Source organism: Paraburkholderia terrae (assembly GCF_002902925.1).
Taxonomy (GTDB): Bacteria; Pseudomonadota; Gammaproteobacteria; order Burkholderiales; family Burkholderiaceae; genus Paraburkholderia; species Paraburkholderia terrae.
In genome coordinates this window covers 1612719-1636334 of the sequence record NZ_CP026113.1, presented here as the reverse complement: position 1 = coordinate 1636334, position 23616 = coordinate 1612719, and the positions used below count along the sequence as shown (strand labels likewise).

At 62.5% G+C, this 23616-nt stretch carries 21 protein-coding genes; 8 read left to right on the top strand and 13 right to left on the bottom strand.

The features are described 5' to 3' along the window. Positions 1 to 32 precede the first annotated feature (32 nt). The 3 genes from C2L65_RS37010 to C2L65_RS37000 form a co-directional block, all read right to left on the bottom strand. Entirely contained in the window at positions 33 to 611 is a 579-nt protein-coding gene (locus C2L65_RS37010) for a hypothetical protein (protein WP_042308536.1), read from the bottom strand. A gap of 417 nt (positions 612 to 1028) precedes the next feature. After that, the gene (locus C2L65_RS37005; protein ID WP_233446631.1) at positions 1029 to 2036 is read right to left on the bottom strand and encodes a LysR family transcriptional regulator; all 1008 of its coding nucleotides are present in this window, start codon (positions 2034 to 2036) and stop codon (positions 1029 to 1031) included. Positions 2037 to 2053: 17 nt separating this feature from the next. After that, positions 2054 to 3070: an IS30 family transposase gene (locus C2L65_RS37000; protein WP_042317413.1), complete on the bottom strand. Its 1017-nt coding sequence runs from the start codon at positions 3068 to 3070 to the stop codon at positions 2054 to 2056. Between the two features lie 151 nt (positions 3071 to 3221). Between C2L65_RS37000 and C2L65_RS36995 the strand changes: the two genes are divergently transcribed. From C2L65_RS36995 to C2L65_RS36985, 3 genes are all read left to right on the top strand, one after another. Beyond that, complete coding sequence (locus tag C2L65_RS36995; RefSeq protein ID WP_007583786.1) at positions 3222 to 4388, top strand: mandelate racemase/muconate lactonizing enzyme family protein; 1167 nt, start codon at positions 3222 to 3224, stop codon at positions 4386 to 4388. Positions 4389 to 4573: 185 nt separating this feature from the next. Then, positions 4574 to 5929, top strand: a complete 1356-nt coding sequence (gene dctA, locus C2L65_RS36990; RefSeq protein WP_042304988.1) for a C4-dicarboxylate transporter DctA — start codon at positions 4574 to 4576, stop codon at positions 5927 to 5929. Positions 5930 to 5964: 35 nt separating this feature from the next. Then, positions 5965 to 8262 (top strand): NADP-dependent malic enzyme, encoded by a 2298-nt coding sequence (locus C2L65_RS36985; RefSeq protein WP_042304987.1) that lies wholly within the window; start codon positions 5965 to 5967, stop codon positions 8260 to 8262. Between the two features lie 232 nt (positions 8263 to 8494). On the opposite strand, the gene C2L65_RS36980 is transcribed toward C2L65_RS36985, so the two are convergent. Next, complete coding sequence (locus C2L65_RS36980; protein WP_042304986.1) at positions 8495 to 8953, bottom strand: HrpB1 family type III secretion system apparatus protein; 459 nt, start codon at positions 8951 to 8953, stop codon at positions 8495 to 8497. 312 nt (positions 8954 to 9265) lie between these two features. On the opposite strand from C2L65_RS36980, the gene C2L65_RS36975 reads away from it, so the two are divergent. After that, positions 9266 to 9955, top strand: a complete 690-nt coding sequence (locus C2L65_RS36975) for a hypothetical protein (RefSeq protein ID WP_042304994.1) — start codon at positions 9266 to 9268, stop codon at positions 9953 to 9955. 70 nt (positions 9956 to 10025) lie between these two features. Here the strand turns inward: C2L65_RS36975 and C2L65_RS36970 are convergent, their stop codons facing one another. Both C2L65_RS36970 and C2L65_RS36965 read right to left on the bottom strand, forming a co-directional pair. Further along, complete coding sequence (locus C2L65_RS36970; RefSeq protein WP_042304993.1) at positions 10026 to 10532, bottom strand: lytic transglycosylase domain-containing protein; 507 nt, start codon at positions 10530 to 10532, stop codon at positions 10026 to 10028. After that, complete coding sequence (locus C2L65_RS36965; RefSeq protein ID WP_052426798.1) at positions 10529 to 10816, bottom strand: hypothetical protein; 288 nt, start codon at positions 10814 to 10816, stop codon at positions 10529 to 10531. The genes C2L65_RS36970 and C2L65_RS36965 overlap by 4 nt, the downstream gene beginning before the upstream one ends. A gap of 296 nt (positions 10817 to 11112) precedes the next feature. On the opposite strand from C2L65_RS36965, the gene C2L65_RS36960 reads away from it, so the two are divergent. Next, a complete protein-coding gene (locus C2L65_RS36960) occupies positions 11113 to 12114 on the top strand; it encodes a phage tail tip lysozyme (RefSeq protein ID WP_042304985.1) in 1002 nt (333 codons plus the stop codon). A gap of 50 nt (positions 12115 to 12164) precedes the next feature. After that, a complete protein-coding gene (locus C2L65_RS36955) occupies positions 12165 to 14057 on the top strand; it encodes a hypothetical protein (RefSeq protein ID WP_042304984.1) in 1893 nt (630 codons plus the stop codon). A gap of 180 nt (positions 14058 to 14237) precedes the next feature. On the opposite strand, the gene C2L65_RS36950 is transcribed toward C2L65_RS36955, so the two are convergent. The 5 genes from C2L65_RS36950 to C2L65_RS36930 form a co-directional block, all read right to left on the bottom strand. Beyond that, entirely contained in the window at positions 14238 to 14957 is a 720-nt protein-coding gene (locus tag C2L65_RS36950) for a winged helix-turn-helix transcriptional regulator (protein ID WP_042304983.1), read from the bottom strand. Positions 14958 to 15289: 332 nt separating this feature from the next. Continuing rightward, complete coding sequence (locus C2L65_RS36945) at positions 15290 to 16342, bottom strand: catalase family peroxidase (RefSeq protein WP_042304982.1); 1053 nt, start codon at positions 16340 to 16342, stop codon at positions 15290 to 15292. A 42-nt stretch (positions 16343 to 16384) separates the two neighbouring features. Then, on the bottom strand, positions 16385 to 17359 hold the full coding sequence (locus C2L65_RS36940; RefSeq protein ID WP_042304981.1) for an anti-sigma factor: 975 nt from the start codon (positions 17357 to 17359) through the stop codon (positions 16385 to 16387). Positions 17360 to 17515: 156 nt separating this feature from the next. Beyond that, on the bottom strand, positions 17516 to 18451 hold the full coding sequence (locus C2L65_RS36935) for an anti-sigma factor (protein WP_042304980.1): 936 nt from the start codon (positions 18449 to 18451) through the stop codon (positions 17516 to 17518). Continuing rightward, positions 18448 to 18996 carry an RNA polymerase sigma factor gene (locus C2L65_RS36930; RefSeq protein ID WP_042304979.1) on the bottom strand — a complete coding sequence of 183 codons (549 nt, stop codon included), beginning with the start codon at positions 18994 to 18996 and terminating at the stop codon, positions 18448 to 18450. Before C2L65_RS36930 ends, C2L65_RS36935 begins: the two co-directional genes overlap by 4 nt. Positions 18997 to 19285: 289 nt before the next feature. Here C2L65_RS36930 and C2L65_RS36925 point away from each other — a divergent pair, with 289 nt between their 5' ends. Continuing rightward, complete coding sequence (locus C2L65_RS36925; RefSeq protein ID WP_042304978.1) at positions 19286 to 19618, top strand: DUF2322 family protein; 333 nt, start codon at positions 19286 to 19288, stop codon at positions 19616 to 19618. Positions 19619 to 19623: 5 nt separating this feature from the next. Here the strand turns inward: C2L65_RS36925 and C2L65_RS36920 are convergent, their stop codons facing one another. Beyond that, a complete protein-coding gene (locus C2L65_RS36920; protein WP_042304977.1) occupies positions 19624 to 21108 on the bottom strand; it encodes an HD domain-containing phosphohydrolase in 1485 nt (494 codons plus the stop codon). A gap of 187 nt (positions 21109 to 21295) precedes the next feature. Here C2L65_RS36920 and C2L65_RS36915 point away from each other — a divergent pair, with 187 nt between their 5' ends. Then, positions 21296 to 22039: an alpha/beta fold hydrolase gene (locus C2L65_RS36915; protein WP_427910218.1), complete on the top strand. Its 744-nt coding sequence runs from the start codon at positions 21296 to 21298 to the stop codon at positions 22037 to 22039. 203 nt (positions 22040 to 22242) lie between these two features. Here C2L65_RS36915 and C2L65_RS36910 read toward each other — a convergent pair whose 3' ends face one another. Beyond that, positions 22243 to 23592 (bottom strand): MFS transporter, encoded by a 1350-nt coding sequence (locus C2L65_RS36910; RefSeq protein ID WP_052426797.1) that lies wholly within the window; start codon positions 23590 to 23592, stop codon positions 22243 to 22245. Positions 23593 to 23616 lie beyond the last annotated feature (24 nt).

Sequence of the window (23616 nt, the reverse complement as noted above, 5' to 3'; positions counted from 1 at the left end):
CCGTTTTACCGCAGCCGATTTACGCCGATGCCTCAAGTCGTTCGAACAGCCTTGCGGCGCAGCTGGCCGACCGATAGCCACACCGAAGAAACGAGAAAGTAGACGGCGCCTACCGCTGCGTAGCCGGCCACTGTGATAATGGCAGGATGCATTGGCGCGCGGCTTTGCACTAGAAAAAATGCCCCTGCCAATGCCGACTGTCCGCCGCTCAAGACCATCGCCCATTGCGCGCCCAGGCGCCTCCAACGACGGACGGCGGTGGCGAGCTGAAGCAATCCGGAAAGTATGGCCCAAACGCCAAATACGCCCAGCACCCAGTTCAACCTCAACGCGACGATCACAGCAACCGTTGTAATGGCACTGATGATGACGTTGACGGCCTGGGTACGATTTTCAGTCAATCCGCCGCTATGCGACGCGTCGATATAATTGGCCAGAGCGTCCCATGCGGGATACACAACCAGCAGTGCAACTGCGCCGGCCGGGAAGTGCTGCCCGACGGAGAAAGCAAGTACGACCCAGAGCGCAGAAAACGCGGTACGGACAAAATAGTAGCGCGTGAGCCAGCGTTCGTCCTGAGCTCGAGTGATATCTTCCTGGCGATCAACCATTGCAACTCCCTAAAGGATTTTAATGAACGTGCCGAAGGGAAGGATCGCACTGGGCTTGCCTCGATGGCATCGGTCAAATGACCGACCGTGAACGGCTAGCGCGTGTGGGCCGATCTGCTGGTCAATCACGCGCTGAGTGCTGGCGAGAGAATCGGTAAAGAATTCGTAGCGGTTATACCGGTTGCATTTGAATAGCGCCGCGCGTGGTTGTCCGATTGACATCGGGTTCATCGGTTAAAGGGTACGTCCAGCACGCGAGTGTTTAACGTCTCCTCTCGCTAGAGCGGAAGGGCCGTCGAGGGTACGGTACGCGCCCATCACCTCAGCCCTGACTCCACCACAAAGCGTCTTTCGATAATGCAACGCGAAAGGCCGCAAGCCCTGCACACAGTGGCCAGCCTGACCAGGACGCAAACCTCACGCCTTCCGTCCCCCTCTCTTCTTCTGAGCATAAATCGCAGCCCCCGTTTCGACCGGAATAAACGGCGCCTGAAAATGATCGATCAGAAAATCGATAAATGCCCGTGCGCGCGCCGTCTGGTTCCGCTGGCTGGGATAGTAGACAAACAGATCCGCCGACGGCAGTACCGTATCCGGCAGGACCAGTTTCAACCTGCCGCTTTGAACGTACTTCGCCAGATCCCATTCGGAACGAATCAATATCCCATGTCCGTCGAGCGCCCACCGCAGCACGATATCGCCGTCATTGCTTGAAAGTGCGCCTTTGACTTTCAGCGCTTCGGTGTGGTCGCCCTGCATGTACCGCCAGACGCCATACGCATCATCGTTCTGGCGATGAATGATGCAACGGTGCCGAACCAGATCCTCCACGCGCTCCGGTGTCCCGAAACGCTCGAGATATTTCGGTGAGGCACAGAGAAACCGGCGATTGCTCATGATGCGCCGTGCGCTAAGCCGGCTGTCGGGAAGCTCGCCAAAACGGATCGCCATGTCGAATGCCTCTTCGACAAGGTCGATGGGCCGGTCGGTCACTTCAAACTGGATTTCGACATTGGGAAACCGCTTCGCGAAGTCAGACACAAGCGGCGCGATGGTCGTGCGCCCGAACCCGAGCGTTGCATTGATCCGTAGTAGCCCATGCGGATCGGACCTGGACCCGGATATCTCGTCTTCCATCTGCCGGACTTGCCCGACGATCTGCGTCGCGTAGCGCAGGTAGGTCTCGCCTTCTGGCGTGAGGCTGACACTCCGCGTCGTCCTGTTGACCAGGCGCGCCCCCAGTCTCTGTTCGATCAGCCCCAGCCGCTTGGTCGCCGCCGGCGGGGTGAGATCGAGCGCACGCGCCGCTCCCGACAGGCTCTTCAGCCTGGCGATGAGGATGAAAAACTCGAAATCGGATGCCGAGTCGGTCGTCACTTCGTTTTGTTCACCAAAAGTAAAAAATGAAATGGCGGTTTCAAACATGAAGCGCAACACAATGCCTAGTGAACGGAATTATCAGGTTGAGAAGCAAGTGCAAGCATGGTGGCGAAGACTTCGAACGGCGAGTGGAAAGCGTGTGTGGCACGTGGCCGGCTGTTGAGGCTGTCAGCGATGCCATCAAGGTCGTCCTGGCTGTAGACCGAGAGATCCGTGCCCTTGGGCAGATATTGACGTAGCAGACCATTGGTGTTCTCGCACGTGCCACGCTGCCAGGGGCTGTGAGGGTCGCAGAAATAGACCTTCACACCGGTCGCGGCCGCGAGCTCCTGGTGGCAGGCCATTTCCTTGCCCTGGTCATACGTGAAGCTCTGTCGCAGCGGCGCAGCGATGGAATTCAGTTTGGCGGAGAAGCCCGCGAGTGCCGAGGCAGCTGTCGCATCGTCCATGCGGGCAAGCAGCACAAGGCGGCTGGAGCGTTCGACCAGCACGCCCACGGAAGAGGCATTGTTTGCACCCTTGATGAAGTCGCCTTCCCAGTGGCCCGGCATCACGCGGTCGTCCACCTCGGGTGGGCGCACGTGAATGCTGACCATATCTGGAATCTGACCGCGCCGGTCTGTGCCTCGACTTCGCGGCATGCGATCGCTGCGATGGTGGCGTAGACAGGCGACGAGCTGGCGACGCAGTTCCCCATACGGACGGGCGTAGATAGCCGTATAGATGGTCTCGTGCGAGACCCGCTGGGACGAATCATTCGGGTACATACGTTTGAGGGTACCTGATATCTGCTGAGGCGACCATTTCCAGTCCAGCAGCGTGAGGACGATGCGCCATGTAACACCCTGCGGATCGAGCTTGGCGGGGCGCCGGCCAGCCGCACGTCGCGCCACGCTTAGCACCTGTGCCGGCACCGAAGCATAGCGGTCAGGCCCGCAGTTGCGAGCCAGTTCGCGACTCACCGTTGCAGGTGAGCGCCCAAGCATACGGGCCATAGCCCGTATGCTTGAACCCTGCAGATGCTGGCTGGCAATCGTCAGCCGCTCTTCAGGCTGGAGTTGTTGATATCGTTTTTCCATGGCAACACCTTATATGAATCAGGGTGTTGCACTTCAAACTTGAGAACTCGAATGAATTCAGGTGAATTCTAACGCCTCATTCCGCGGATAAGCTAGTTTCCATTGCAGCCAGACGCATGCAAAACGTGCCCAAAACTCAGGAGACACCATCATGAGAATCGTTGAAATCCGCGAAAAGACCGTTCCGATCAGCTCCCCGATCCGGAATGCCTACATTGACTTCAGCAAGATGACGCTGAGTCTCGTCGCCGTGGTGACTGATGTCATCCGGGACGGAAAGCCGGTTGTGGGTTACGGCTTCAATTCAAATGGCCGCTACGGTCAGGGCAAGCTGATGCGCGAGCGGTTCATTCCGCGCATCCTCGAAGCCGATCCCGCCACGCTCGTCAACGATGCCGGCGACAACCTCGATCCGCACAAGATCTGGGCGACGATGTTCACGAACGAAAAGCCGGGCGGCCACGGCGAGCGTTCGGTTGCCATCGGCACGATCGATATGGCGATCTGGGATGCGGTGGCCAAGATCGAAGGCAAGCCGCTGTTCCAGTTGCTGGCGGACCGTTATGGTAATGGCCAGCCCAATCGCAAGATCTTCGTGTATGCCGCTGGCGGTTACTACTACCCGGGCCAGGACCACGAAAAGCTGAAAGACGAAATGCGCAGCTACATCGACCGGGGTTATACGGTCGTGAAGAAGAAGATTGGTGGCGCTTCGCTCGATGAAGATTTGCGCCGTATCGACTCGATCCTGAGCGTGCTGCAAGACGGCCAGAAACTCGCCGTCGATGCCAACGGCCGCTTCGATCTCGACACCGCGATTCAATACGCGAAGGCGTTGTCGCAATACGACCTGTTCTGGTACGAAGAACCCGGCGATCCGCTCGACTTCGAATTGCAGGCCACGCTGCGCAACTACTACGACAAGCCGATGGCGACGGGTGAAGACCTGTTCTCGATGCAGGACGCCCGCAACCTGATCCGTTATGGCGGCATGCGCCCCGATCGTGACTGGCTGCAGTTCGACTGCGCGCTCAGCTATGGCCTCGTCGAATACCTGCGCACGCTCGACATGTTGCATCAGCACGGCTGGTCGCCGAGCCGCTGCATTCCGCACGGTGGACACCAGATGTCACTGAACATCGCGGCAGGCCTTGGTCTCGGTGGCAACGAATCCTATCCGGATCTGTTCCAGCCGTATGGCGGCTTCCCCGATGGCGTGAAGGTGGACGGCGGCTATATCACCATGCCCGATCTGCCCGGCATCGGCTTCGAAGGAAAAGCCGATCTCTTCGCCGAGATGCAAAAGCTCTCTGCATAAGCCGCTAGTCGACAAACTCGCGGCAAATGTGCCGACAAGCGCGCCGAACAGCGCGTCGGCGCAGCGTTCATAAAAACAGATAAACGGAACGCAGGCGAAATGAGGCCGTACACGCCGCAGCGCTACATGCCGCTGCGGTACGCAGCCTTACTTTCATTAAAAGATGCCACGCATAGGAGACAGTCATGCGGGTTTCAAAGATCGGAAAATCGCTTTCCAAACTCTACGTCCAGGTTCTGATTGGCATTGTTGCCGGTGTCCTCGTCGGACATTTTTTCCCTGACATCGGCTCTCAACTCAAACCCCTAGGTGACCTGTTCATCAAACTGATACGGATGCTGCTCGCTCCGATCATTTTTGCATCCGTCGTGGTGGGTATTGCCCGCATGAATGACCTTCATGAGGCCGGTCGGGTTGGCGTCAAGGCGGTCGTCTACTTCGAAATTGCATCGACGATCGCGCTTGCGGTCGGCCTCGTGGTGGTGAACGTGATCAAGCCGGGCAGCGGCATGAACATCGACCCCACGCATATCGATAGCTCCGCGATTTCCACTTACACCCACGCGGCACAACAGCACGGCATGCTCGAGTTCTTCATGAGCATCGTTCCCAACAGCATTGTTGGAGCGTTTGCGAATGGAGAGATTCTGCCGATTATCTTTTTCTCGCTGCTGCTCGCCATCGCGCTCGCGAAGCTCGGTCCGCGCACCGCACCGTTTGTCGACATGCTCGATATGTTTCTGCAGGGCATGTTCGGGGTCGTACGAATCGTGATGTATGTCGCGCCGATCGGTGCGTTTGGCGGCATGGCATTCACCATCGCGAAGTATGGGATTGGCACGCTGGCTTCGTTTGGTCAGCTGATGCTGTGTCTGTACCTGACCTCGATCTTCTTCGTGGTCGTCGTGCTCGGCCTCGTCATGCGCCTGAGTGGGCTGTCGTTGTGGAAGTACCTCCGTTATATCAAGGACGAGATTTTCATCACGCTCGGGACGGCATCGACGGAAGCCGTCCTCCCGCAAATGCTCATCAAGATGGAAAAGCTTGGGTGCTCACGCCCCGTGGTCGGGATGGTGTTGCCGACGGGCTATACCTTCAATGCCGATGGCACGGCGATCTATCTGACGATGGCCTCGATGTTCGTTGCGCAGGCGATGAACATCCACCTGACGATCTGGGATCAGTTGTTGTTGCTCGGCGTGCTGTTGTTGACGTCCAAAGGGTCGGCGGGTGTCGCCGGAGCGGGATTCGTGGCACTGGCGGCCACGCTCGCCACGATGCACAAGATTCCTGTGTCCGGCCTGGTGCTGCTGCTTGGCGTTGACCGTTTTCTCAACGAGGCGCGTGCGGTGACGAATCTGATCGGTAACGGGGTGGCGACCATTGTGATTGCTCGCTGGGAGGGCGCGCTCGACATGAACAAGGCCCGCGCGATGCTCGACCGTTCTGACACGAGCCTCGAAGCGCTGGAGACTGCCGAAGACGCGTCGATGGACCTGCCGCACCCGAACGACACCATTTTCCGGTCCCACACTCACTGAGTCGTCAGGCCAACCTTTTTGTGAGCACCGCCGCCATGACAAAACCATCCGAGACAACCAGCTTCCGCCAGGCAGCCCTCGACTATCACGAGTTCCCGACGCCGGGCAAGCTGACCATCGCCCCGACGAAGCAGATGATCAACCAGCGTGATCTCTCGCTGGCCTACTCACCCGGGGTTGCGTTCGCGTGCGAGGAAATCGTCGAGAACCCGCTGAATGCCGCGCGCTTCACTGCGCGCAGCAACCTGGTCGGTGTCGTGACGAACGGTACGGCTGTGCTCGGCCTGGGCAACATCGGGCCGCTTGCATCGAAGCCGGTGATGGAAGGCAAGGCGGTGCTATTCAAGAAATTCGCCGGTATCGACGTGTTCGATATCGAGTTGAACGAGTCAGACCCGCACAAGCTGGTGGACGTGATCGCGGCACTCGAGCCGACTTTCGGCGGCATCAACCTCGAAGACATCAAGGCGCCGGACTGTTTCGTCGTCGAGCGGGAATGCCGCAAGCGGATGAAGATTCCCGTCTTCCACGACGACCAGCACGGCACGGCAATCGTCGTCGCGGCGGCGGTCATCAACGGTCTGAAAGTGGTGGGCAAGCACATCAAGGAGGTGAAACTGGTGGCCTCGGGCGCTGGCGCCGCAGCGCTCGCGTGTCTCGACCTGCTTGTCGACCTCGGCTTGCCACTCGACAACATTGTGGTCACGGATCTGGCGGGTGTGGTCTACAAGGGCCGTGTCGAACTGATGGACCCGGACAAGGCGCGTTTTGCGCGCGAAACGAGCGCACGTACGCTCGCCGAAGCGATCGGCGATGCGGACGTGTTTCTCGGCCTGTCGGCGGGCGGTGTGCTCAAGCAGGACATGGTCAGGCAGATGGCCGCGAAGCCGCTGATTCTTGCGCTCGCCAATCCGACGCCGGAGATTCTGCCGGAACTGGCCCTCGAAGCACGGCCGGATGCCATTCTGGCGACGGGCAGGGCCGACTTTCCGAACCAGGTCAACAACGTGCTGGTGTTTCCGTTCCTGTTCCGCGGCGCGCTGGATGCGGGCGCGACGACGGTCACGCGCGAGATGGAAATTGCGGCCGTCCATGCGCTTGCTGAACTGGCGCGGCAGGAACAGAGCGACATCGTCGCGACGGCTTACGGCATTCGAGATCTGTCGTTCGGTCCTGACTATCTGATTCCGAAGCCGTTCGATCCGCGTCTGATCGTCAAGCTCGCGCCCGCTGTTGCGCAGGCCGCGATGGATTCGGGCGTCGCCACGCGTCCGATCGAGGACATGGAGGCGTACAGGCAGCATCTGCAACAGTTCGTTTATCAAAGCGGCACGACCATGAAGCCGATCTTCCAGCTGGCGCGTCGCGTCGAGCCGGAGAAGAAGCGCATCGTGTTCGCCGAAGGCGAGGAAGAGCGCGTGCTGCGCGCGGTACAGATCGCCGTCGACGAAAAGCTCGCGAAGCCGATCCTGATTGGCCGTCCGGCGGTGATCGAGCAACGTATTGCGAACTTCGGCCTGCGTCTGGTGAACGGCCAGGACTACACGATCGTCAACACCGACCACGACGAACGCTATCGCGACTTCTGGCGGACGTATCACAAGATGATGTCGCGCAAGGGCTTCACCGAGCAGATGGCGAAGCTCGAAATGCGTCGCCGCACCACGCTGATCGGCGCGATGCTGGTGAAGCGCGGTGAGGCGGACGGCATGATCTGCGGCATGGTGAGCACGACGCACCGGCATCTGCACTTCATCGATCAGGTGATCGGCAAGAAGAAAGGCTGCAACGTCTACGCAGCGATGAACGCGCTGGTGCTGCCCGGCCGGCAGATTTTCCTGGTCGATACGCACGTGAATGTTGATCCGACCGCGGAAGAACTGGCCGAGATCACGATCATGGCAGCGGAAGAAGTGCGGCGCTTTGGCATCGAGCCGAAGATCGCGCTGCTGTCGCATTCGAACTTCGGCACGAGCAACGCGCCTTCTGCGAAGAAGATGCGCGATGTGCTGGCCATCTTGCAGGAACGCGCGCCACACTTGCAGGTGGACGGCGAAATGCACGGCAGTCTCGCGCTCGACCACACGTTGCGCCGCGAAGCGATGCCGGATTCGACGCTCGAAGGCGACGCGAATCTGCTGGTATTGCCGAACATCGACGCAGCCAATATCTCGTACAACCTGCTGAAGACGGCGGCGGGAAACAACGTCGCGATCGGCTCGATTCTGTTGGGCGCCGCGCAGCCGGTCCATGTGTTGCCCGCATCCGCTACGGTGCGTCGCATCGTCAATATGACGGCGCTGCTGGTGGCGGATGTGATGGCGCAGAACTAGACGCGACGTTCGAACACCAGCATCGCTTTTTATATGCTTTCTGCCAATCTCCGTGTTGGCAGAAAGAGAAGGGCGATGCTCCGCTTCCGCCTGAGGGGCAGTCTGGCAATTTCCGTCTTTCCAGCCTCACGACAAGCGCCCCACTCTCACGAATTTTGTTCCTCTGCAGCAGACGCGCGACCCGTGCCCGCCAAGGTCAACGCAATCGCACTGACACTCGCTGGCATCGCCATCAACTATGCTCCAGCGCGCGATTCGTCTCGATTGCAGCGAGCACGCGCATCGACAGTTCCGGGCCATGAACGCTCGCAGCCTCGTCATTGGGTACGTTCAGGAAACGCGCGACGATCGCGATAGCCGTGTCGTTGCCCGTATCGACGGCGTCCGTCGCGGCGCGGCGCCACTCGTCGTCGTGCTGCATGAAAAGACACAGCGCATACAGCGCCGACACGACTGGCAGATTCGCGTGACGGCTCGTGACGTGGCGCAGCAGGCTCGCCGCTTCGCGCCAGTCCATCTGGTTGATCAGCAAACGCGCCTCGCACACGTCGGCAAGCGGGCTGTCCGGCTGCCACGCGCGCAACGCCCCGAGCACGTCATGCAGCTCGGGCATGGCGCCGATGCGCATGCCGCCTGAAAACACCGACATCATCGCGTTGAGCACGGATGGACTGCATTGAAGATTCGACATGGCGGTCTCGCATGAACGGTTGACGATCGAAAGCGGGCACACGCCCGACACTGCATTCTGTGTGCGCCGTCGCTTCCGGTCTTTCCAGTGCGCGAAGCGTCGTGCCGCGTGCCGAAGCGCGTCCTCGACGCGTGTGAAGAGAGGACAACGTTTCGGCACGCTGCAGCGAGCCAACTGCATGCGTCATTCGCGACGCGTCACGCGGCTTCGCGCCGCATGGGTGTGGAGTACACGTATGAATCTATCGTCGAGGCTGAATCGGGATCGGGCAAAGATCGCCGGTTCGTCTTCTTTTTAACCAGAGAGAATTCGATGAACTCCATTACCCAATCCTTTCTCAACCCCGTGAACTACACACCTGTCGGCGGCATGACGGGCGGCGCGTCGCAAGCCGTGCCGGGTCAGGGCGGCGACGTCGGCAAGCTGCTGCAGGATCTGTCGCAACTGATCGACGGCCAGCAGAACAACGCGGGCGGCGGGAACAACGTCAGCCAGTTCCTGCAGGATCTGGCGGGCGTGCTCGGCGGTCAGCAAGGCGCGCAGAATCCCGCTTCGCCGATGGGCGGTCAGCCCGGTTCGATGCCGCCGACGGGCGCGGCCACTGGAACGCCCGCTGGTTCGGCGACGGGTTCGCCCACGAGCGCGTCGGCCAGCAACGGCCTGGGCACGGCTGGCCAGGGCATGCACAACATCAAGATCAACAGCAAGGCGGGCGGCGACGCGCTGCATCTGCAGGAAGACTCTCAGGGCAACCTGTACAACGCAAGCGGCAACAACGTCGGTCATATGGGTGCGGACGGCACGGTCTCGCTGAACTCGGGCGCGACGAAGGAAGCCGCGATTCTCGAAACGGGTCATTCCAACGGCAAGATGAACATCGCGCAGGTGTTCGGCGGCGGCGGACTGACGAAGCCGGGCACGGGCGATGGCGGCAACAAGGTGTTCGATTCGTCGCAGGTGTCGGTGTCGTCGGGCGATCTGAATCAGAAGAACGACGTCTGATCGCACTCGAGATGCGGCGCGCGAGATTCGTCGGACGCGCCGCTGTTTTGCTAACGGCTTCGCAGTACGCTCAACGCGCGGCCAGCGATGCCGCCGTCACCGGTACCGCATGCGCAGGGTCGCGCCGCCAGCGTTCGATGATCGCGGCAATGCGGCGCGCGTAATCGTCGCGCAGCGCAGGCGTCGACGAATGATAGGCACCCACGGCCGTCCACGTGTTGCCGTAGCGGACCACCTGTTTGCGCAGATGCCACGCGGCGATATAGACGTTCTTGCACGGCACCATCAGCGCGTCGCGCCGGATGCCGTATCGCTCGAGTTCCGGCAAATGGATCGAGTTGATCTGCATCACGCCGTAGTCGGTCGAGCCGTTGGCGTTCTCGTGCGTCGCGTCGGCGTTGTTGTGCGACTCCTGCCACGCGATCGCGCGCAGGATCAGCGGATTCAGACGTTGCCATGCGGCGGCATCGTCGAAGCAGTCGGCGTGGGCCGCGGGCGTCGCAAGCGCAGTCGACGCACACAGCAGCGTGCTGGCGATGCGCAACGCGCGGCGGTTCGTGCGGCGGCCTGGGTTCATGGCGTCATTCCATCGCGCGACCGCATCTCGTGCCAGTGCGCGAGCCATGCGTTGTACGCGTCGATGCGCGCTTCGCGGCGTGCTTCAGTGAGCCGTTCCTGTTCGAGACGCGCGTCTTCGCGATGTGCTTCCTCGCGATGTGCGTCGATGCGCCTTTGCTCCGCGCGCGCTGTTTCCAGATGGCGCGCTTCGATCCTGTCGTCGTCAGCGTTCACGTGAAGCAACCCGTCGCGCTGTGCGTTCTGCGCGGACGCGTGAGCGCAGAACGCGACTGAAAGCGACATGGATAACGCAATAGCTGCGCGTCCAGAGAGGCGCATTGACTTGCTCCTTGATTGTGCAGAATAAGCGGGCGGGATGCGATGCGAACGAGGATACGAGCCACGCCGCATGCAACACCCGCGCGACGCGAAGTATCAGTACGGACAAACGAAGCACACGGCGGCACGCTGCGCTTTCGTGTTTGCGCATCTGGCTTCGTGCGCCGCGCGGTCCGACGGCAGAAGGGCTTTTATCGTGACGACACCAGGTCGACGCAATCGATACGGCGCATCGTCGGCCTTCTCCTCAGAGGACTCGGATGAACACTCTTTCTCTTCTCAACGGCGTAGGCAGTGTGTCGGGGCTGTCGCCCGTCGCGGGCGCGCAGGGCAATGGCCCGTCTCAGGACACGTCGATTGCGAATCTGCTGAGCGATATTGCGAAGCTGATCGACGGCGGCGGGGCCGCACAAGGCACCGGACAGAGCGCGGGGACTGCGGGTGCATCGGCGGGCAGCAATAGCGGTCTGTCGCAGTTCTTCGCCGATCTTGCAGCCATGCTGCGCGACCCCGACGGCACGGGTGCGCAAGGCGGCGCGGGTGGTGCGCCTGCGGGCGCGCCGTCTGGTGGCTACGATAATTTTGCAGCGATGCCCGGCAGTGGGACACCTGTCGGCGGGTACGGCGCAGGCGGTGGTGGCAGTGGAGCGGCCGGCTTCGGCAATAGTGGCGCAATCAATAACGCCGCAGCCAATGGCGCGAGCACTAACGGCGCAGCCGCTTCCGCGTCATCTTCAACGCCCAGCGCATCTTCCGGCGCATCACCCGAAGGACTCAGCACCGCGCCGCAAACCCAAGCCTTGTCGCCTGCGCAAAGCAAGCAAACCGCCGATGCCTACGTCAGCAATCTGCAAAAGGACTTCGGGCTCACGAAGGATCAGGCGGCGGGCATCGTCGCGAACCTGTGGCACGAAAGCGGCGGCATGAACTCCGGCATCAACCAGGGCGGCAAGATCGGCGCGCCAAGTTCGAACATGGCCGACGACAACGCGAACGGCTACGGCATCGCGCAATGGGGCGGCACGCGCAAGCAAGGTTTGCTCGACTACGCGCGCCAGCACAACCTTGATCCGTCGAGCGAAGCCGCGAACTACGGCTATCTGAAACAGGAATTGCAGACCTCGCAGGCGGGCGCAATCGCGGCCGTCAAGGGCACAAATAGCGCACAGGCCGCGACGCAGGCGTTCTGCAACGCATTCGAGCAGCCGTCCGATCCGCAGATGGCATCGCGTCTCGGGTATTTGAACCAGATACTTGCGTAAGGCTACGCGCCGCGCGTTCGCGTTCCAATCCATTGCCGACGAGCCTTGCCATGCTGAAAACGACGAACCTCTCCCCGCATGTCACGACCCGCACCACGACGGATGCCGCCGCCGATAGCACGCGTGCTCGACAGCGAGCCGCGAACTCGCCTCCGCCGCCAGCGGGTCCGCGTCCGATGCCCGCGCCGCTCGCGCAGCTGAGATCGCACGCGTCTTCGTCGACGAACGGCGACGCACGCGTGGGCCGCAATGGCGCGACGTTCTCAGCCAGCACGGCCAGCGCACACGATGAGCAGCGGCCACGCATTGCGGCAAAAGCACCCGACAAGCCGTTGCCCGCGTTGCCGCCGTCATCGGACGAAGCGGGGCCGTCTCATGCAGCACCTTCATCAACAGCATCGAAGATAAACGCTCCTTCGCAACTGCCGTCACGCACGCCTTCCATCGCGGAGGCCACCGACACCACGCCCAACGATGGCCCACAAGATCCCGGCTTCAGGTTGCCAGCAAGGTCGCAGCGTCTAGGCCAGCCGGTCTATCGCGACAAGCCCGGCTTCTCGCTGCTGGAGACCAACAAGCTGCGTCCGGAGGCGTCGGTGGCGGGTGCGATCGGCATCGGCACGCACACGACCGCGGGCGCGGCGACGGGCGCTGTGGTCGGCGGCAGTTTGACTGCCGCGCACGAGGCCGTCGGCGCGCTCGTCAACGGCCACGCGTTCTTCGCCGCGCGAGAGCGCAAGCAGCGCTATGGCGAACAACTCAACAGCATGCTGCAGGACGATCTGAAGAAATTCCAAAGCGACATCGACAACGGCGTGCCGCTACGGTCCGAGACGATGATCCTCAAGCGCAAGAACGGCATTCAGAAAACCAGCGATCTCTTCACCAAGCCGGGAGGCACTGCGCCAGAAAATGCACAGACAAACGCAAAAACGAAGACCCGCCCCAACGCCGAACTCGATTACGACATGGACGCGGTGCGCAAGCTCGCCGCATCCGACGATCCCGAACTGAAGCAGGAAGCCGCGCACGCGAAGAACGTACTGCTCACCGCCTTCCTCAAGGACGACGTCGCCGCGAAACAGGGCAACCGCGCGGCCTACGAATTCATCCGCAACACGGTCGCGATCGGCGCAGCGACGGCGACGGCCGTTGGCACGCATGGCGCGTCGGTGGCGGCTGCGGGCTCGCATGCGGCGGCGACAGCAGCGAGCGAGCGCATCGCTGGCAGCGCGCTCGCGGGCGCAGGCGCGCTCGACGTCGCCAAGGGCATCCGCGGGCTCAAGCAGCGCATGCGCGACGAGAAGGCGGAAGTGGCGGGCAGCTACGAGTTGCACAAGCGCAAGGCGTTTGCCGATTCCGTCGTCGGTGAAAACGCGGACCCGCAGATGAAGCAGGCCTTCGACGATCTCGGCGATGCGCGCGGCAAGCTCATCAAGGACACACACCTTGCGTTCCGCCAGCAGGCGCATACGCAGGCCGGGCAGGAGCGCTACGGCAAGATCTTTCCCGGCACGATGATCGACGAGCGCAAGTCAACCGCCACGAAGAAGGAAATGCGCGATCTGGTCGGCAAGCATGCGCATGCCGTTGTCGAGTATCAGATGGGACTTGGGGACCCGGCCAAACAGAAGACGCTCGCAAACCAGTGGAACACGATCATGCAAAGCGGCGGCACACGGCAGACGCGCGCGCGACAATTCGCCAAGGTGATCGACGCCGATCCCGGCATGAAGAACGCGTATCAGTTGCTGCGCGATACGGGCATGGGACGCAGCGAGTCGATCTACACGATGCAGCGGATGGTCGAAATGTCGATCGAATCGAAGCTGGCGAAAGACCCGGACATGGCCACGTTCGGCGGCAATGCCGACTTCGCGAAAGACGACGCCGCGCAAAAGGCGACGACGAGCCGTTTGACGTCGGCGTTCGCACGCCGTTGACGCATGCGCGAAGGGTGGCTCGCATGCGTGAACGGGCGCGTGACAAAGAGCATGGAGAAAGGGCATCGGTTGCGGGCGGGTTGCCGCATCGTTGGGCGCGTGCATCGTGTGCCGCGCGGGCCGCATTCGTCCAGTACTTTTGCCTCTTCACAGTCGACACTGTGTTGCTCGAAAACCCGCTCACGCGGCCATCGGCTGTCGACTGTCGGCCGCCTCGTCATGCCGCCCGATAAAGACATAGCCGAGCGAGTAGACCGTTTTCAGTTGCGACCCGTCGCGGCCATCGAGCGCGAGCTTCGAGCGCAGCTTGTAGATGTGCTGTTCGAGCGAGCGTCCCGCAAGGTCGGCGTCCTTGCCCCACACGGCGTTGGCGAGCTGCTCGCGGCTCATCAGCGAGCCTGCGTTCATCAACAGCAGCCATGCGAGGCTCAGCTCGCGCGCGGTCAGCGACACGCAGCGCTCGCCAAAGCTCACCGTGCGCGCTGTCCGGTCGATCGTATAACCCGCCACCGTCAGCCGGTCGACCACGCGCGAGCCGCGGCAGCGCGCAATGGAGCGCCGTGCGCGCGCCATGATTTCGTCGACGCTCGCTGTGCCGATCACGACTTCATCGACGCCCGCATCGAGCGCCTCGATCACGGCTTCGCTGTCCCACGAACGGCCGATCATCATCACGGGCAGATCAGTGCGGAAATGGCAGGTGCGCCACTTGAGTGTCGCGAGCGCGGGAATCTGGCTCCGCGTTGCATCGAAGATGACGAGCGCCGCCGAATTGCGTTGCAGGAAGCGGATCAGCGAAAGCTCGTCAGTGAAACGCGTGCAGGATGTGCCGCTCTGTTCGAACGTTTCACTGATCTGTTTGAACAGCACGTCGCTGAAAGTGAAAAAGGCAATTCGCATGTGTACTCCATTACCATCGCGGCGCGACCCAGGCGCGCCGATATCCCCCGTCGTTCTGGTCTGAGGCGCCGTCTATGTTTTTGCAGCGCTCTCGTCATACAGAACACCTGATAGTAAGGGGCTATTCCATCCGTTTCTCAATCGGCTGCGAATGCGAATGAACACGCGAAAAATGCTTGTGGGACAAAGGTTTGCGGGGCGACATGCGCTGCATCGAAAGACGCTACGCAAAAATTTTTTTGCGCTTTAACGCGGCGAAGAACCGTTCGATCGAACGAAGCAACAACGAAACTTGATCGCGCACGCGCCAACTATCTGGGTGAGTCACGTGCTTACTTGCCTGCCGCGTAGCGTTGCTCTTCATGCACGCGGCGTTCATGCGATTCCGCATACGCGGCGGAACGTGCTTTGAGCAACGGATCGTCAGACGGCGCGATACCGTCGGGCAGCTTCAGCGGATCGAAGCTGATGTCGCGGCATGGGCCGTCGATCTGCGGCTCTTCACGCTGCACGACGAGCGTGCCCACGTCGATCTGCGTGCGGTTCGCGGGCCATTGGCGTGTCGCATCGTTGGTGACGTCGCCGGGTTGCGCGAGCGTGATGACCATGTGCCAGCGCACGGGACCTTGCCGCAATCGCTCGGCAAGACCGCGCTCCAGAAAATCCGTATCGTGCGTTTGCGCATCGGCGAGCGGCGTATAGGCATCGTCGGGTTCGACGCGCCAGCGCACATCCTGCGCATGCCCGTCGCGATCGATCAGCCGGAACGCCGAGACGCTGTAGTACGCGGCATTGTCGAAGCCCGATGAAGGCGGATGATCGCGCAGCCATTGATCGAAGCGCGCGGCTTCGGGATGCGTCTTCATGAACGCATCCATGCCGGGGTTGCTGCCGTACGTGGTCGCGTCGTGTGCCTGCCGCGAGGCCGCGAGCATCTCGACCAACGCTTCGGGGCTGCGCACGGGGAAGATCGGCGCGGAGTTCATCGCCGTGCGCCATTCGCCGCCGCCCGGCGTCACGATGCGCAGCGCGAGGCTGCGCACGTTCGACGCGCCATCGGCCTGCGCGGGATTGCCGCCGCCGATCGACAGGCGTCCCACTACCTGCGATTTGCCCGCCGCGAACACGCCTGCGCGCGAGAGCGGCGCGGCGTTGCCGTTGCTGTCGAAATACCCGGTCACGCACACGCCTTTAGCGTGATTGCGCCGAAAGCCCGGGTGTTTGCCGGATACGGCTTCGAAGCCGTCGACGATCTGGTTCGCCGAAGGCTGCGTGCCGAGCAGGCTGCCGAGGCCATGCGAGTACGCATAAGCGCCAGCTATCGAGCCAAGCGTGACGACGGTGAGCGCGCCGCCCGCGACAATGCGAAAGGGAAGTCTGGACATGAATCGACAACGGGTGCAACGCGCGCTACTGCGCGCGCGGCATCAAACGGAACCAAACAGCGGATCGAAACGGCGTTCAGCGATCTCTTTGCCAAGCGGCGCGAGATCGCCATTGCTGGTTGCGCCGATCAGCGCATAGCCGAGATTGGACTCGCGCCACGTGACGACGTTCATCGTGTCGATGCTTTGCGACGCGACGGACTGATTCGCCTTGTTTTCCTTGATCACGCAAAGCGCGACGGGATCGCCTTTCTGCGGCAGATAGATGATCTGCACGAGGGGGCGCCCGTGGAACTTCAGGCGCTGCACGCGGATGAAGCGTAAGCCTGCCTTGCTCAAATCGGGCACGCGCAGCGCAATGCCGTCTTCGTTGCGGATCTCATTGACGGTGCTTTGCGCGTCCGACGAATCGGGCCACAGGTGCGCGACGGTATCGCGCGAATAGAGTTGCTGATAGCTGGCTGCGACCTGTACCCACGGCAGCGAGCCCATTGTCGCGGCCGCGACTGTGGCGGTGCTGCCGGACGTCTTACCCGACTCGCCAAAGCCGACGCCGGGCGCGAGCCGCAACACGACTCCGCAGCAAAACGCGCCGCCGACGAACGCAACGGCAAGCCACGCCGGCGCGATGCGCATGCGCGAGCGCACGGGCGCGGAAGGCGGCATGTGCGCGTCGTGTTCGATCGCGGGGTCGTTCGCGCTTTGCGCGTTGTCGTCTTGCGCAGCGGCGGGTGCCACTGCCTGTTCGGCCTGTTGGGCTTGAGCGGCGGCGCGCAGCTTCGCGGCTTCCGTATGCGCGCGGATCAGATCGTCGACCCGCTTGACGAGGCTCGCCGGAACAGGCGGCAGTGTCTGCGCCGCGAACGCCTCGCGATACGGCAGGCGCGACGCCTGGAAAAGGGCGACCTTATCCGCGAGCTCCGCGTGGTCGCGAAGTTCGTCTTCGATCTGCTGACGTTCCTGTGGCGATAGTTCGTCGTCGACATACGCCATCAGCACGGTATCGTCGACTTTCATACGCTCGGGCCTTGGTCGGGAGTGCCGCAACACTCGAAATCATTCATGTCGCAGCGCTGTCACAGCTATCTGACTATTAAGTATAACGTCCTGTCCGCACATGCGGGCAATGCTCCGATTTGACGTGCTTCCGCGCGAAGAACCTTGCATGCGCTGTCAACTTTCTACGGGCCGCACGGGCAACGGCGCCAGGCTGAACATTGCATCGACATCGCGTTTCGCGATCAGCTTGCCGAGCTGGCCGAGATCGACCTGGCCGGCTGTGCCGATCAGCGCGTAGCTCAGCTCCGACTGCCGCCACGTGACGACGTCCATGTCGTCGATCTTCTGCTGCGCGAGCGACTGGTCGGGCTTCGCGTCCTTCACGACGCACAACGCGACCGGGCCGCCTGTTTCCGGCAGATAGACGATCTGCACGAGCGGCTTGTCGTGAAAGCGCAGCCGCTGGATGCGCTTGAACGTCAGGCCTTGCGCGCTGAGATCGGGCACGCGCACGGGCAATCCGTCGATCTGATGGATATCGGCGACGGTTTTTGCCGAAACGGCCGCGTCCGTCGCGACGGCCACCGTGTCGCGTGAATAGAGCGCCTGATAACCGGCGGCGGCCATCACCCAGGGCGAAGCGGGTGATGCTGACGCGACCGTCGCAGTGCCGCCTGGCAAACCGGTAAGGCCCGGCAACAGCCGCAAGCCGACCACGCAAGAGAACACACCGGCAGCGAACGCGGCGGCAAGCCACGGCGCGGAAAAGCGCATGAGCGAGCGCACGGGCGCGGACGGTGGCAGGCCAATGTCCGGCGGCGCGATGGCGTCGTTCGCGGCGGGTTCGGCGGCGGGGCCGGGCGGCACGGGCGAGGTCGCGCTCGCATGCGTGCGCGAGAGTTCGGCGATCTTGCGCGTCAACGATTCGGGCACGGGCGGCAGTTTCTGCTGCGCGAACGCATCGTGATACGGCAGGCTCGATGCGCGGAACAGTTCGATGCGCTCCGCCAGATCCGGCGAGTCGTCGAGCTCGCGTTCGATCTCGCGGCGCTCCTCGATGTCGAGCTCGCCGTCAACGTAGGCCATCAGCGTGATGTCGTCGACTTTCATGACGCTGAGTCCTTGCCGAAGGTGGCCATTTTCATCGACGGGTTTGGCTTGCTGGCGAACAGCGCGCCGATCGCCTGACGCGCGCGCGACAGCCGGCTCATCACGGTGCCGATGGGAACGTTCAGTGTTTCGGCCGTTTCGCTGTAGCTGAGGCCTTCCACAGCAACCAGCAGCATCACGGCGCGCTGCGCGTCGGGCAGACGCTGCACGGCCTCGATGATCTGCGCGTTCATCGTGATCTGTTCCGGCGTGCGCGCCTTCGGGTCCTCGACCGTTTCGAGAAAGTCGTCGTCCCATTCCATGCTGGAGCGGTTGCGCACCGAACGGGCGCGCAGCTCGTTGATCCACGTGGAGTGGACGATCGAGAACATCCAGCTAAGCGGCGCGGTGTCCGCCTGCAACTGATGCGCGCGTTCCAGCCCGCGCACGCAGGCACGCTGAACGAGGTCTTCAGCGTCGTGCTGGTCGCCGGAAATGCGCAATGCGAAAGCCCATAACCTTGGAAGCATCTCGGGCAGCATGCCGGACAAGTCTGCGCCTGTCATTGAAGTCGTTCCTTGCTACTGACTCGTTGGTCTGCCTTCGACGAAGGCATGAGGCCGGTGCGCGGCAAACGTTGGCGCGCCTTAATCTATACGGACGGAGTTCAAGCCGATAATTTTAACGTCGATCCGACAATGTTGCTGACGAGCGTTTTCGGCGCGCTGCGCGTCCGTTCGGGGCCGAAGCGGAAAGGCGAGTGAAAGACGGTCACGGCATGCAAACCCTGGAGCCGCGCAGTCAATCGGCTAAGATACGGCCCGCCAGTCATTTTCGAACCATGGAGTGTTTTCAGTGATTCAACCGGGCAACGTATTCAAAGACAACCTCGCGCAACTGCCGGGCATCGACGGTATCGAACGGATCGATCTCGTCGACGGCAAGGGCGCCGTGGTCGCGAGCATCGAGAACAAGCCGGGCAAGCAGGGCTCGGTTGCCGTGTACCACTATTTGCGCGACGCGTTCGGCACGCTCGACGCGAAGGCCGCCGAACATGGCCTCGCCGTGTTCGCCGAACATACGGCCGACGCGCGCAACCGTCCGGGCGCGCATCCGAATGTCGACCGGCTGCTGGAGATTGCAGCGGGCGGCGAAGCGCTGCGTATCGACGTCGTCGCAGCGGCCTGAGCGCGTCACAGCACGCCTAGCGCCAGCGCCTTGAGCGTGGCGGCTGCGCGCGTCGAGCAGTCCAGCTTGCGGAATACGCTTTCGACGTGCGTGCGCACGGTGCTCGGACTCAACGACAGATCGCGGGCAACTTCCTTGTTGCTCGCGCCGCGCGAAATGCCGCGCAGCACGTCGACTTCACGCGCGGAAAGCCGCGCCGTCTGCGCGCGCGGATTCACGACGCGCCGCTGCGCGACACGCTCGTCGATCAATGCGTTGACGACATCGGCGTCGAAACGGCCTCGTGCGGCTTCGTCGTGCAACAGCTTCGCCGCTTCGTCGTGCGTGAGCGCTGCACGCCACGGACGCGCCGCGCGTAACGCGACCCACGCGGCGCTCGCCGCGAGAATGCGCGCTTCCATCGACAACGCAGCGCCCGACGCGCCACGAAAATAGCCCGAGCCGTCGAGCCGTTCATACGCGTATGAGCCGAGTTCGGCCGCCTCGGCGAGCGAGCCTGTCTGCTTGCCCGCGCGCGAGGTCCAGTACGGCACGAGACGCGCTTTCTCCCACGCCGCCTGCGACAGACGGGCAGGCGCGTCCCAGACGGGGTTCGGCACGGCCGCGCGCCCCATGCCATGAACGAGACCTGCGCAATAGAGCCGGTTTTGCGCGTGCGCATCGAGCGCAAAGCGCGCCGCGCACGATGCGGCCGTCGCCGCGACGCTGCGCGAATAGCCCGTCATCCACGGCAGTTTGAGATCGATGATGTCCGCGACCAGTTCGACGGGCGTGACGTCGTTCATCTGCTGCGTCGACAGCGTGGCATCGATGGACGCCGCGTCGGCCTGTGCCAGTTCGTCGAGCCATTGCGGTGCGAGCCGGACCGCGAGCCGCGCGAGCTTGTCCGGGTAGCGCGAATCGGCGCGCTGGCCGATCAGCGCACTCGCGCGTTCGATCCCGTACGTGCGTGTAAAAATCTCCAGTTCGCCCGCCAGCGCGACCACGAACACGGTGGGGGGCACGTCGCTGCCGGCCAGCCGGTCCGGCGTGCCCGTACCGTCCCACGATTCGAACACGTGTCGCAGTGTGACTTGCGTGCCCTGGCCGAGACCGAGCATGCGCGCCGCTTCGCCCGACACTTCGCAGTGAATCCGCGCGAGCGGCGTCATGACCGCGCTCACATCGCCTTGCAATTCCATCGGGCGTGCCCAGCCCGGCTTGAGCGCGAGCATCGCTTCGCGGCTCGCGACGTCGTCGCCGAGCGCTTCCGCGAAGCCCGACGCGTTCGCCGTGCAGCCCGACCAGCGCAGCAGCGACGCCTCGCACACGGCGACGACGGCCGCTTCGCCGAGTTCGGCGGCCTGTGCGAGGCGTACGGCGAGCCACGCGGTGCGGACGGAGTGGTCGGTTGGCTGGCCCATGCTCAGATCGCCGATGAAGGCGAGCGCCTTCACGGCATCGAAGACGCGAACGACGGGTCCGCCGGATGAGCCTGACGAGGTCTGCATAAAGGTGCGATGCGGGTCTTTTATCGAGCCTCACTATACCGTGCGCGGTGTCGCGCGAGATCGGTCATTTGACCGATACCCGCGCGCATGGGCGTCTGCGAAGCTTCGTTCCATTCGATAACCCGGCTTGACACATAAGGACAGCTCGCTTATGAACTCGCTTATCAGGAAGTGCATCGCCTCCGCCATGCTGGCGGGCGCTGTGTTTTCGTTGCAGTCCGCGCACGCCGCGCCGCCGCAGGATCTGAAGGGCAAGAACGTCGTGCTGGTACACGGCGCGTTCGCCGATGGATCGAGCTGGGAGAAGGTGATTCCGCTGCTCGAAGCGCGCGGCCTGCATGTGGTTGCCGTGCAGAACCCGCTCAGCTCGCTTGCCGACGATGCCGCCGCCACCAAGCGCGCGATCGACGCGCAGCAGGGTCCGGTGGTGCTGGTCGGCCATTCATGGGGCGGCGCCGTCATCACGCAGGCGGGCAACGACGACAAGGTGAAGGCGCTCGTCTACGTGGCTGCGTTCGCACCTGACAGCGGCCAGTCGATCAACGATGTTGTGAAGGGCAAGACCGCGCCCGCATGGGCGAGCGAGTTGCAGAAGGACTCGGGCAACTTCCTGACGCTGTCGTCGAAAGCCATCGACAACGACTTTGCTCAGGACCTGAGCCCGGCGCAAAAGCGCATTGTCGCGGCGACGCAAGGCCCGTGGTTCGCCGGCTGCACCGACGACAAGATAACGGACGCCGCGTGGCACACGAAGCCTTCGTACTTCGTCGTCGCGAATCACGACCGGATGATCGATCCGCGTTTGCAGGACGCGATGGCAGGGCAGATCAAGGCGAACGTGACGCATGTCGACACGAGCCACGTGCCGATGCTTAGCAAGCCCGAAGCGGTGGCGAACGCGATCATCGCGGCGGCTGCGAAGGCGCAGTAACGACGTCACGTTGTGCAATCGCCGCGACGCGCCAGGATGCGCGTCGCGGTTTTTGTTTCAGCGTCATCGCTGAAAAATCTCCGCGATCCATTCGACGAAGGCCTTCACGGCCGCGCTCGAATGCGTGCGATTCGGATACAGGCAGTCGCTTCGCTTAACAGCAGCGGCCAATCAAAAAAGCCAATCGACCGCTGCCTTCAGGCTCAACGCTTCATATTGCGCATCGCCACCGCAATCACGACCGCACCGCACACAAGCACAGCGGCAGCCAGATACGAACCCGCGCTGATATCGTGCGTCGCCGCCGTCAATGCGCCGATAGCCGTCGGCGCGCTCAAGCTGCCGAGCTGCCCGATGCTCGATATCAGCGCAATCGAACCCGCCGACGCCGTGCCCGACAGAAACGTCGCCGGTATCGTCCAGAAGATTGCCGTACAAGACAGGTAACCGATCGCGACAAGCGCCAACCCAGCGATTGCCGGTGCAAACGAAGCGTGCGCCGTGCCAAGCAGGACCGCGCCCGCCGCCGACACCAGCGCGCAGCCCGCGAAATGCAGCCGCCGTTCTTTGGTCGCATCCGAGTGCCGGCTCGCGAGCACCATGCCGATCGCGCCGATCAGATACGGAATCGCCGACACGAGCCCGATATGCCACGGGTTCGCGACACCCGCTTGCCGGATCACGGACGGCGCCCAGAAGTTCAGCACGCTGCCTGCCCACGTGATCGTGAAATAGCCGAACGCGCACACATACACGCGCCAGTTCTTCAACGCTGCGCCGAAGTGATCGATGCGATGTTCGTTCCCATGGCCCTCGCCTTGCAACTCGCGGGCGACAAGCGCCTTTTCCTCAGGCGTCAGCCACTTCGCGGTCGCGGCGGAATCAGGCAGATACCAGAGCGCGACCAGACCGACCAGTACGGGCGGAATCCCTTCGAGCAGAAAGAGCCATTGCCATGCGTGCAGCGTGTGCCAGCCATCGGCATTGCTGAGAATCCATCCGGAAACCGGACCGCCCGTGATACCCGCCACGGCGATGCCAAGCACGAAAGCGGACAGCACCTTCGCACGATGACGATCCGGAAACCACGACGTGAGGTAATAGACGATACCAGGAAAGAAGCCCGCTTCGGCAATGCCGAGCGCAATACGCGCGATATAGAACTGCGTCGGATTGCGTACGAACATCATCGACACCGACACGAGACCCCACAGCACCATGATGCGCGCGATCGTGCGGCGCGGGCCGATGCGGCGCAACAGCAGATTGCTCGGCACCTCGAACAGCACATAGCCGATGTAGAACACGCCGACGCCCAGTCCATAGGACGCTTCCGTCAGGCCAAGGTCCGCGCGAAACTGCAGATGCGCAAAGCTGATATTGACGCGGTCGATGTAGTTGAGCACATAGCAGAGAAAGAGAAACGGAATCAGCCGCCGCGCGATGCGTCCAAACAGCCTCTCCGTATCCACCTGCACACTGTCGCTCTTCATCGATTCGGACGGCGGGCCGTCCAGGCCGCTGCGCGTCAGCGCACCGTTGGTCGTTTCCATTGCGAGGTCTCCAATATAGTCGTC

Excerpts from the sequence above, each read along its gene's own strand:
- C2L65_RS36920 (WP_042304977.1), bottom strand. The coding sequence starts at position 21,108 with ATGCAGACCTCGTCAGGCTCATCCGGCGGACCCGTCGTTCGCGTCTTC.
- C2L65_RS36965 (WP_052426798.1), bottom strand. The coding sequence starts at position 10,816 with ATGTCGCTTTCAGTCGCGTTCTGCGCTCACGCGTCCGCGCAGAACGCA.
- C2L65_RS36960 (WP_042304985.1), top strand. The coding sequence starts at position 11,113 with ATGAACACTCTTTCTCTTCTCAACGGCGTAGGCAGTGTGTCGGGGCTG.
- C2L65_RS36915 (WP_427910218.1), top strand. The coding sequence starts at position 21,296 with ATGCTGGCGGGCGCTGTGTTTTCGTTGCAGTCCGCGCACGCCGCGCCG.
- C2L65_RS36985 (WP_042304987.1), top strand. The coding sequence starts at position 5,965 with ATGACAAAACCATCCGAGACAACCAGCTTCCGCCAGGCAGCCCTCGAC.
- C2L65_RS36930 (WP_042304979.1), bottom strand. The coding sequence starts at position 18,996 with ATGACAGGCGCAGACTTGTCCGGCATGCTGCCCGAGATGCTTCCAAGG.
- C2L65_RS37000 (WP_042317413.1), bottom strand. The coding sequence starts at position 3,070 with ATGGAAAAACGATATCAACAACTCCAGCCTGAAGAGCGGCTGACGATT.
- C2L65_RS36995 (WP_007583786.1), top strand. The coding sequence starts at position 3,222 with ATGAGAATCGTTGAAATCCGCGAAAAGACCGTTCCGATCAGCTCCCCG.
- C2L65_RS36950 (WP_042304983.1), bottom strand. The coding sequence starts at position 14,957 with ATGCGAATTGCCTTTTTCACTTTCAGCGACGTGCTGTTCAAACAGATC.
- dctA (WP_042304988.1), top strand. The coding sequence starts at position 4,574 with ATGCGGGTTTCAAAGATCGGAAAATCGCTTTCCAAACTCTACGTCCAG.
- C2L65_RS37005 (WP_233446631.1), bottom strand. The coding sequence starts at position 2,036 with ATGTTTGAAACCGCCATTTCATTTTTTACTTTTGGTGAACAAAACGAA.
- C2L65_RS36945 (WP_042304982.1), bottom strand. The coding sequence starts at position 16,342 with ATGTCCAGACTTCCCTTTCGCATTGTCGCGGGCGGCGCGCTCACCGTC.
- C2L65_RS36955 (WP_042304984.1), top strand. The coding sequence starts at position 12,165 with ATGCTGAAAACGACGAACCTCTCCCCGCATGTCACGACCCGCACCACG.
- C2L65_RS36980 (WP_042304986.1), bottom strand. The coding sequence starts at position 8,953 with ATGTCGAATCTTCAATGCAGTCCATCCGTGCTCAACGCGATGATGTCG.
- C2L65_RS36935 (WP_042304980.1), bottom strand. The coding sequence starts at position 18,451 with ATGAAAGTCGACGACATCACGCTGATGGCCTACGTTGACGGCGAGCTC.
- C2L65_RS36910 (WP_052426797.1), bottom strand. The coding sequence starts at position 23,592 with ATGGAAACGACCAACGGTGCGCTGACGCGCAGCGGCCTGGACGGCCCG.
- C2L65_RS37010 (WP_042308536.1), bottom strand. The coding sequence starts at position 611 with ATGGTTGATCGCCAGGAAGATATCACTCGAGCTCAGGACGAACGCTGG.
- C2L65_RS36975 (WP_042304994.1), top strand. The coding sequence starts at position 9,266 with ATGAACTCCATTACCCAATCCTTTCTCAACCCCGTGAACTACACACCT.
- C2L65_RS36940 (WP_042304981.1), bottom strand. The coding sequence starts at position 17,359 with ATGAAAGTCGACGATACCGTGCTGATGGCGTATGTCGACGACGAACTA.
- C2L65_RS36970 (WP_042304993.1), bottom strand. The coding sequence starts at position 10,532 with ATGAACCCAGGCCGCCGCACGAACCGCCGCGCGTTGCGCATCGCCAGC.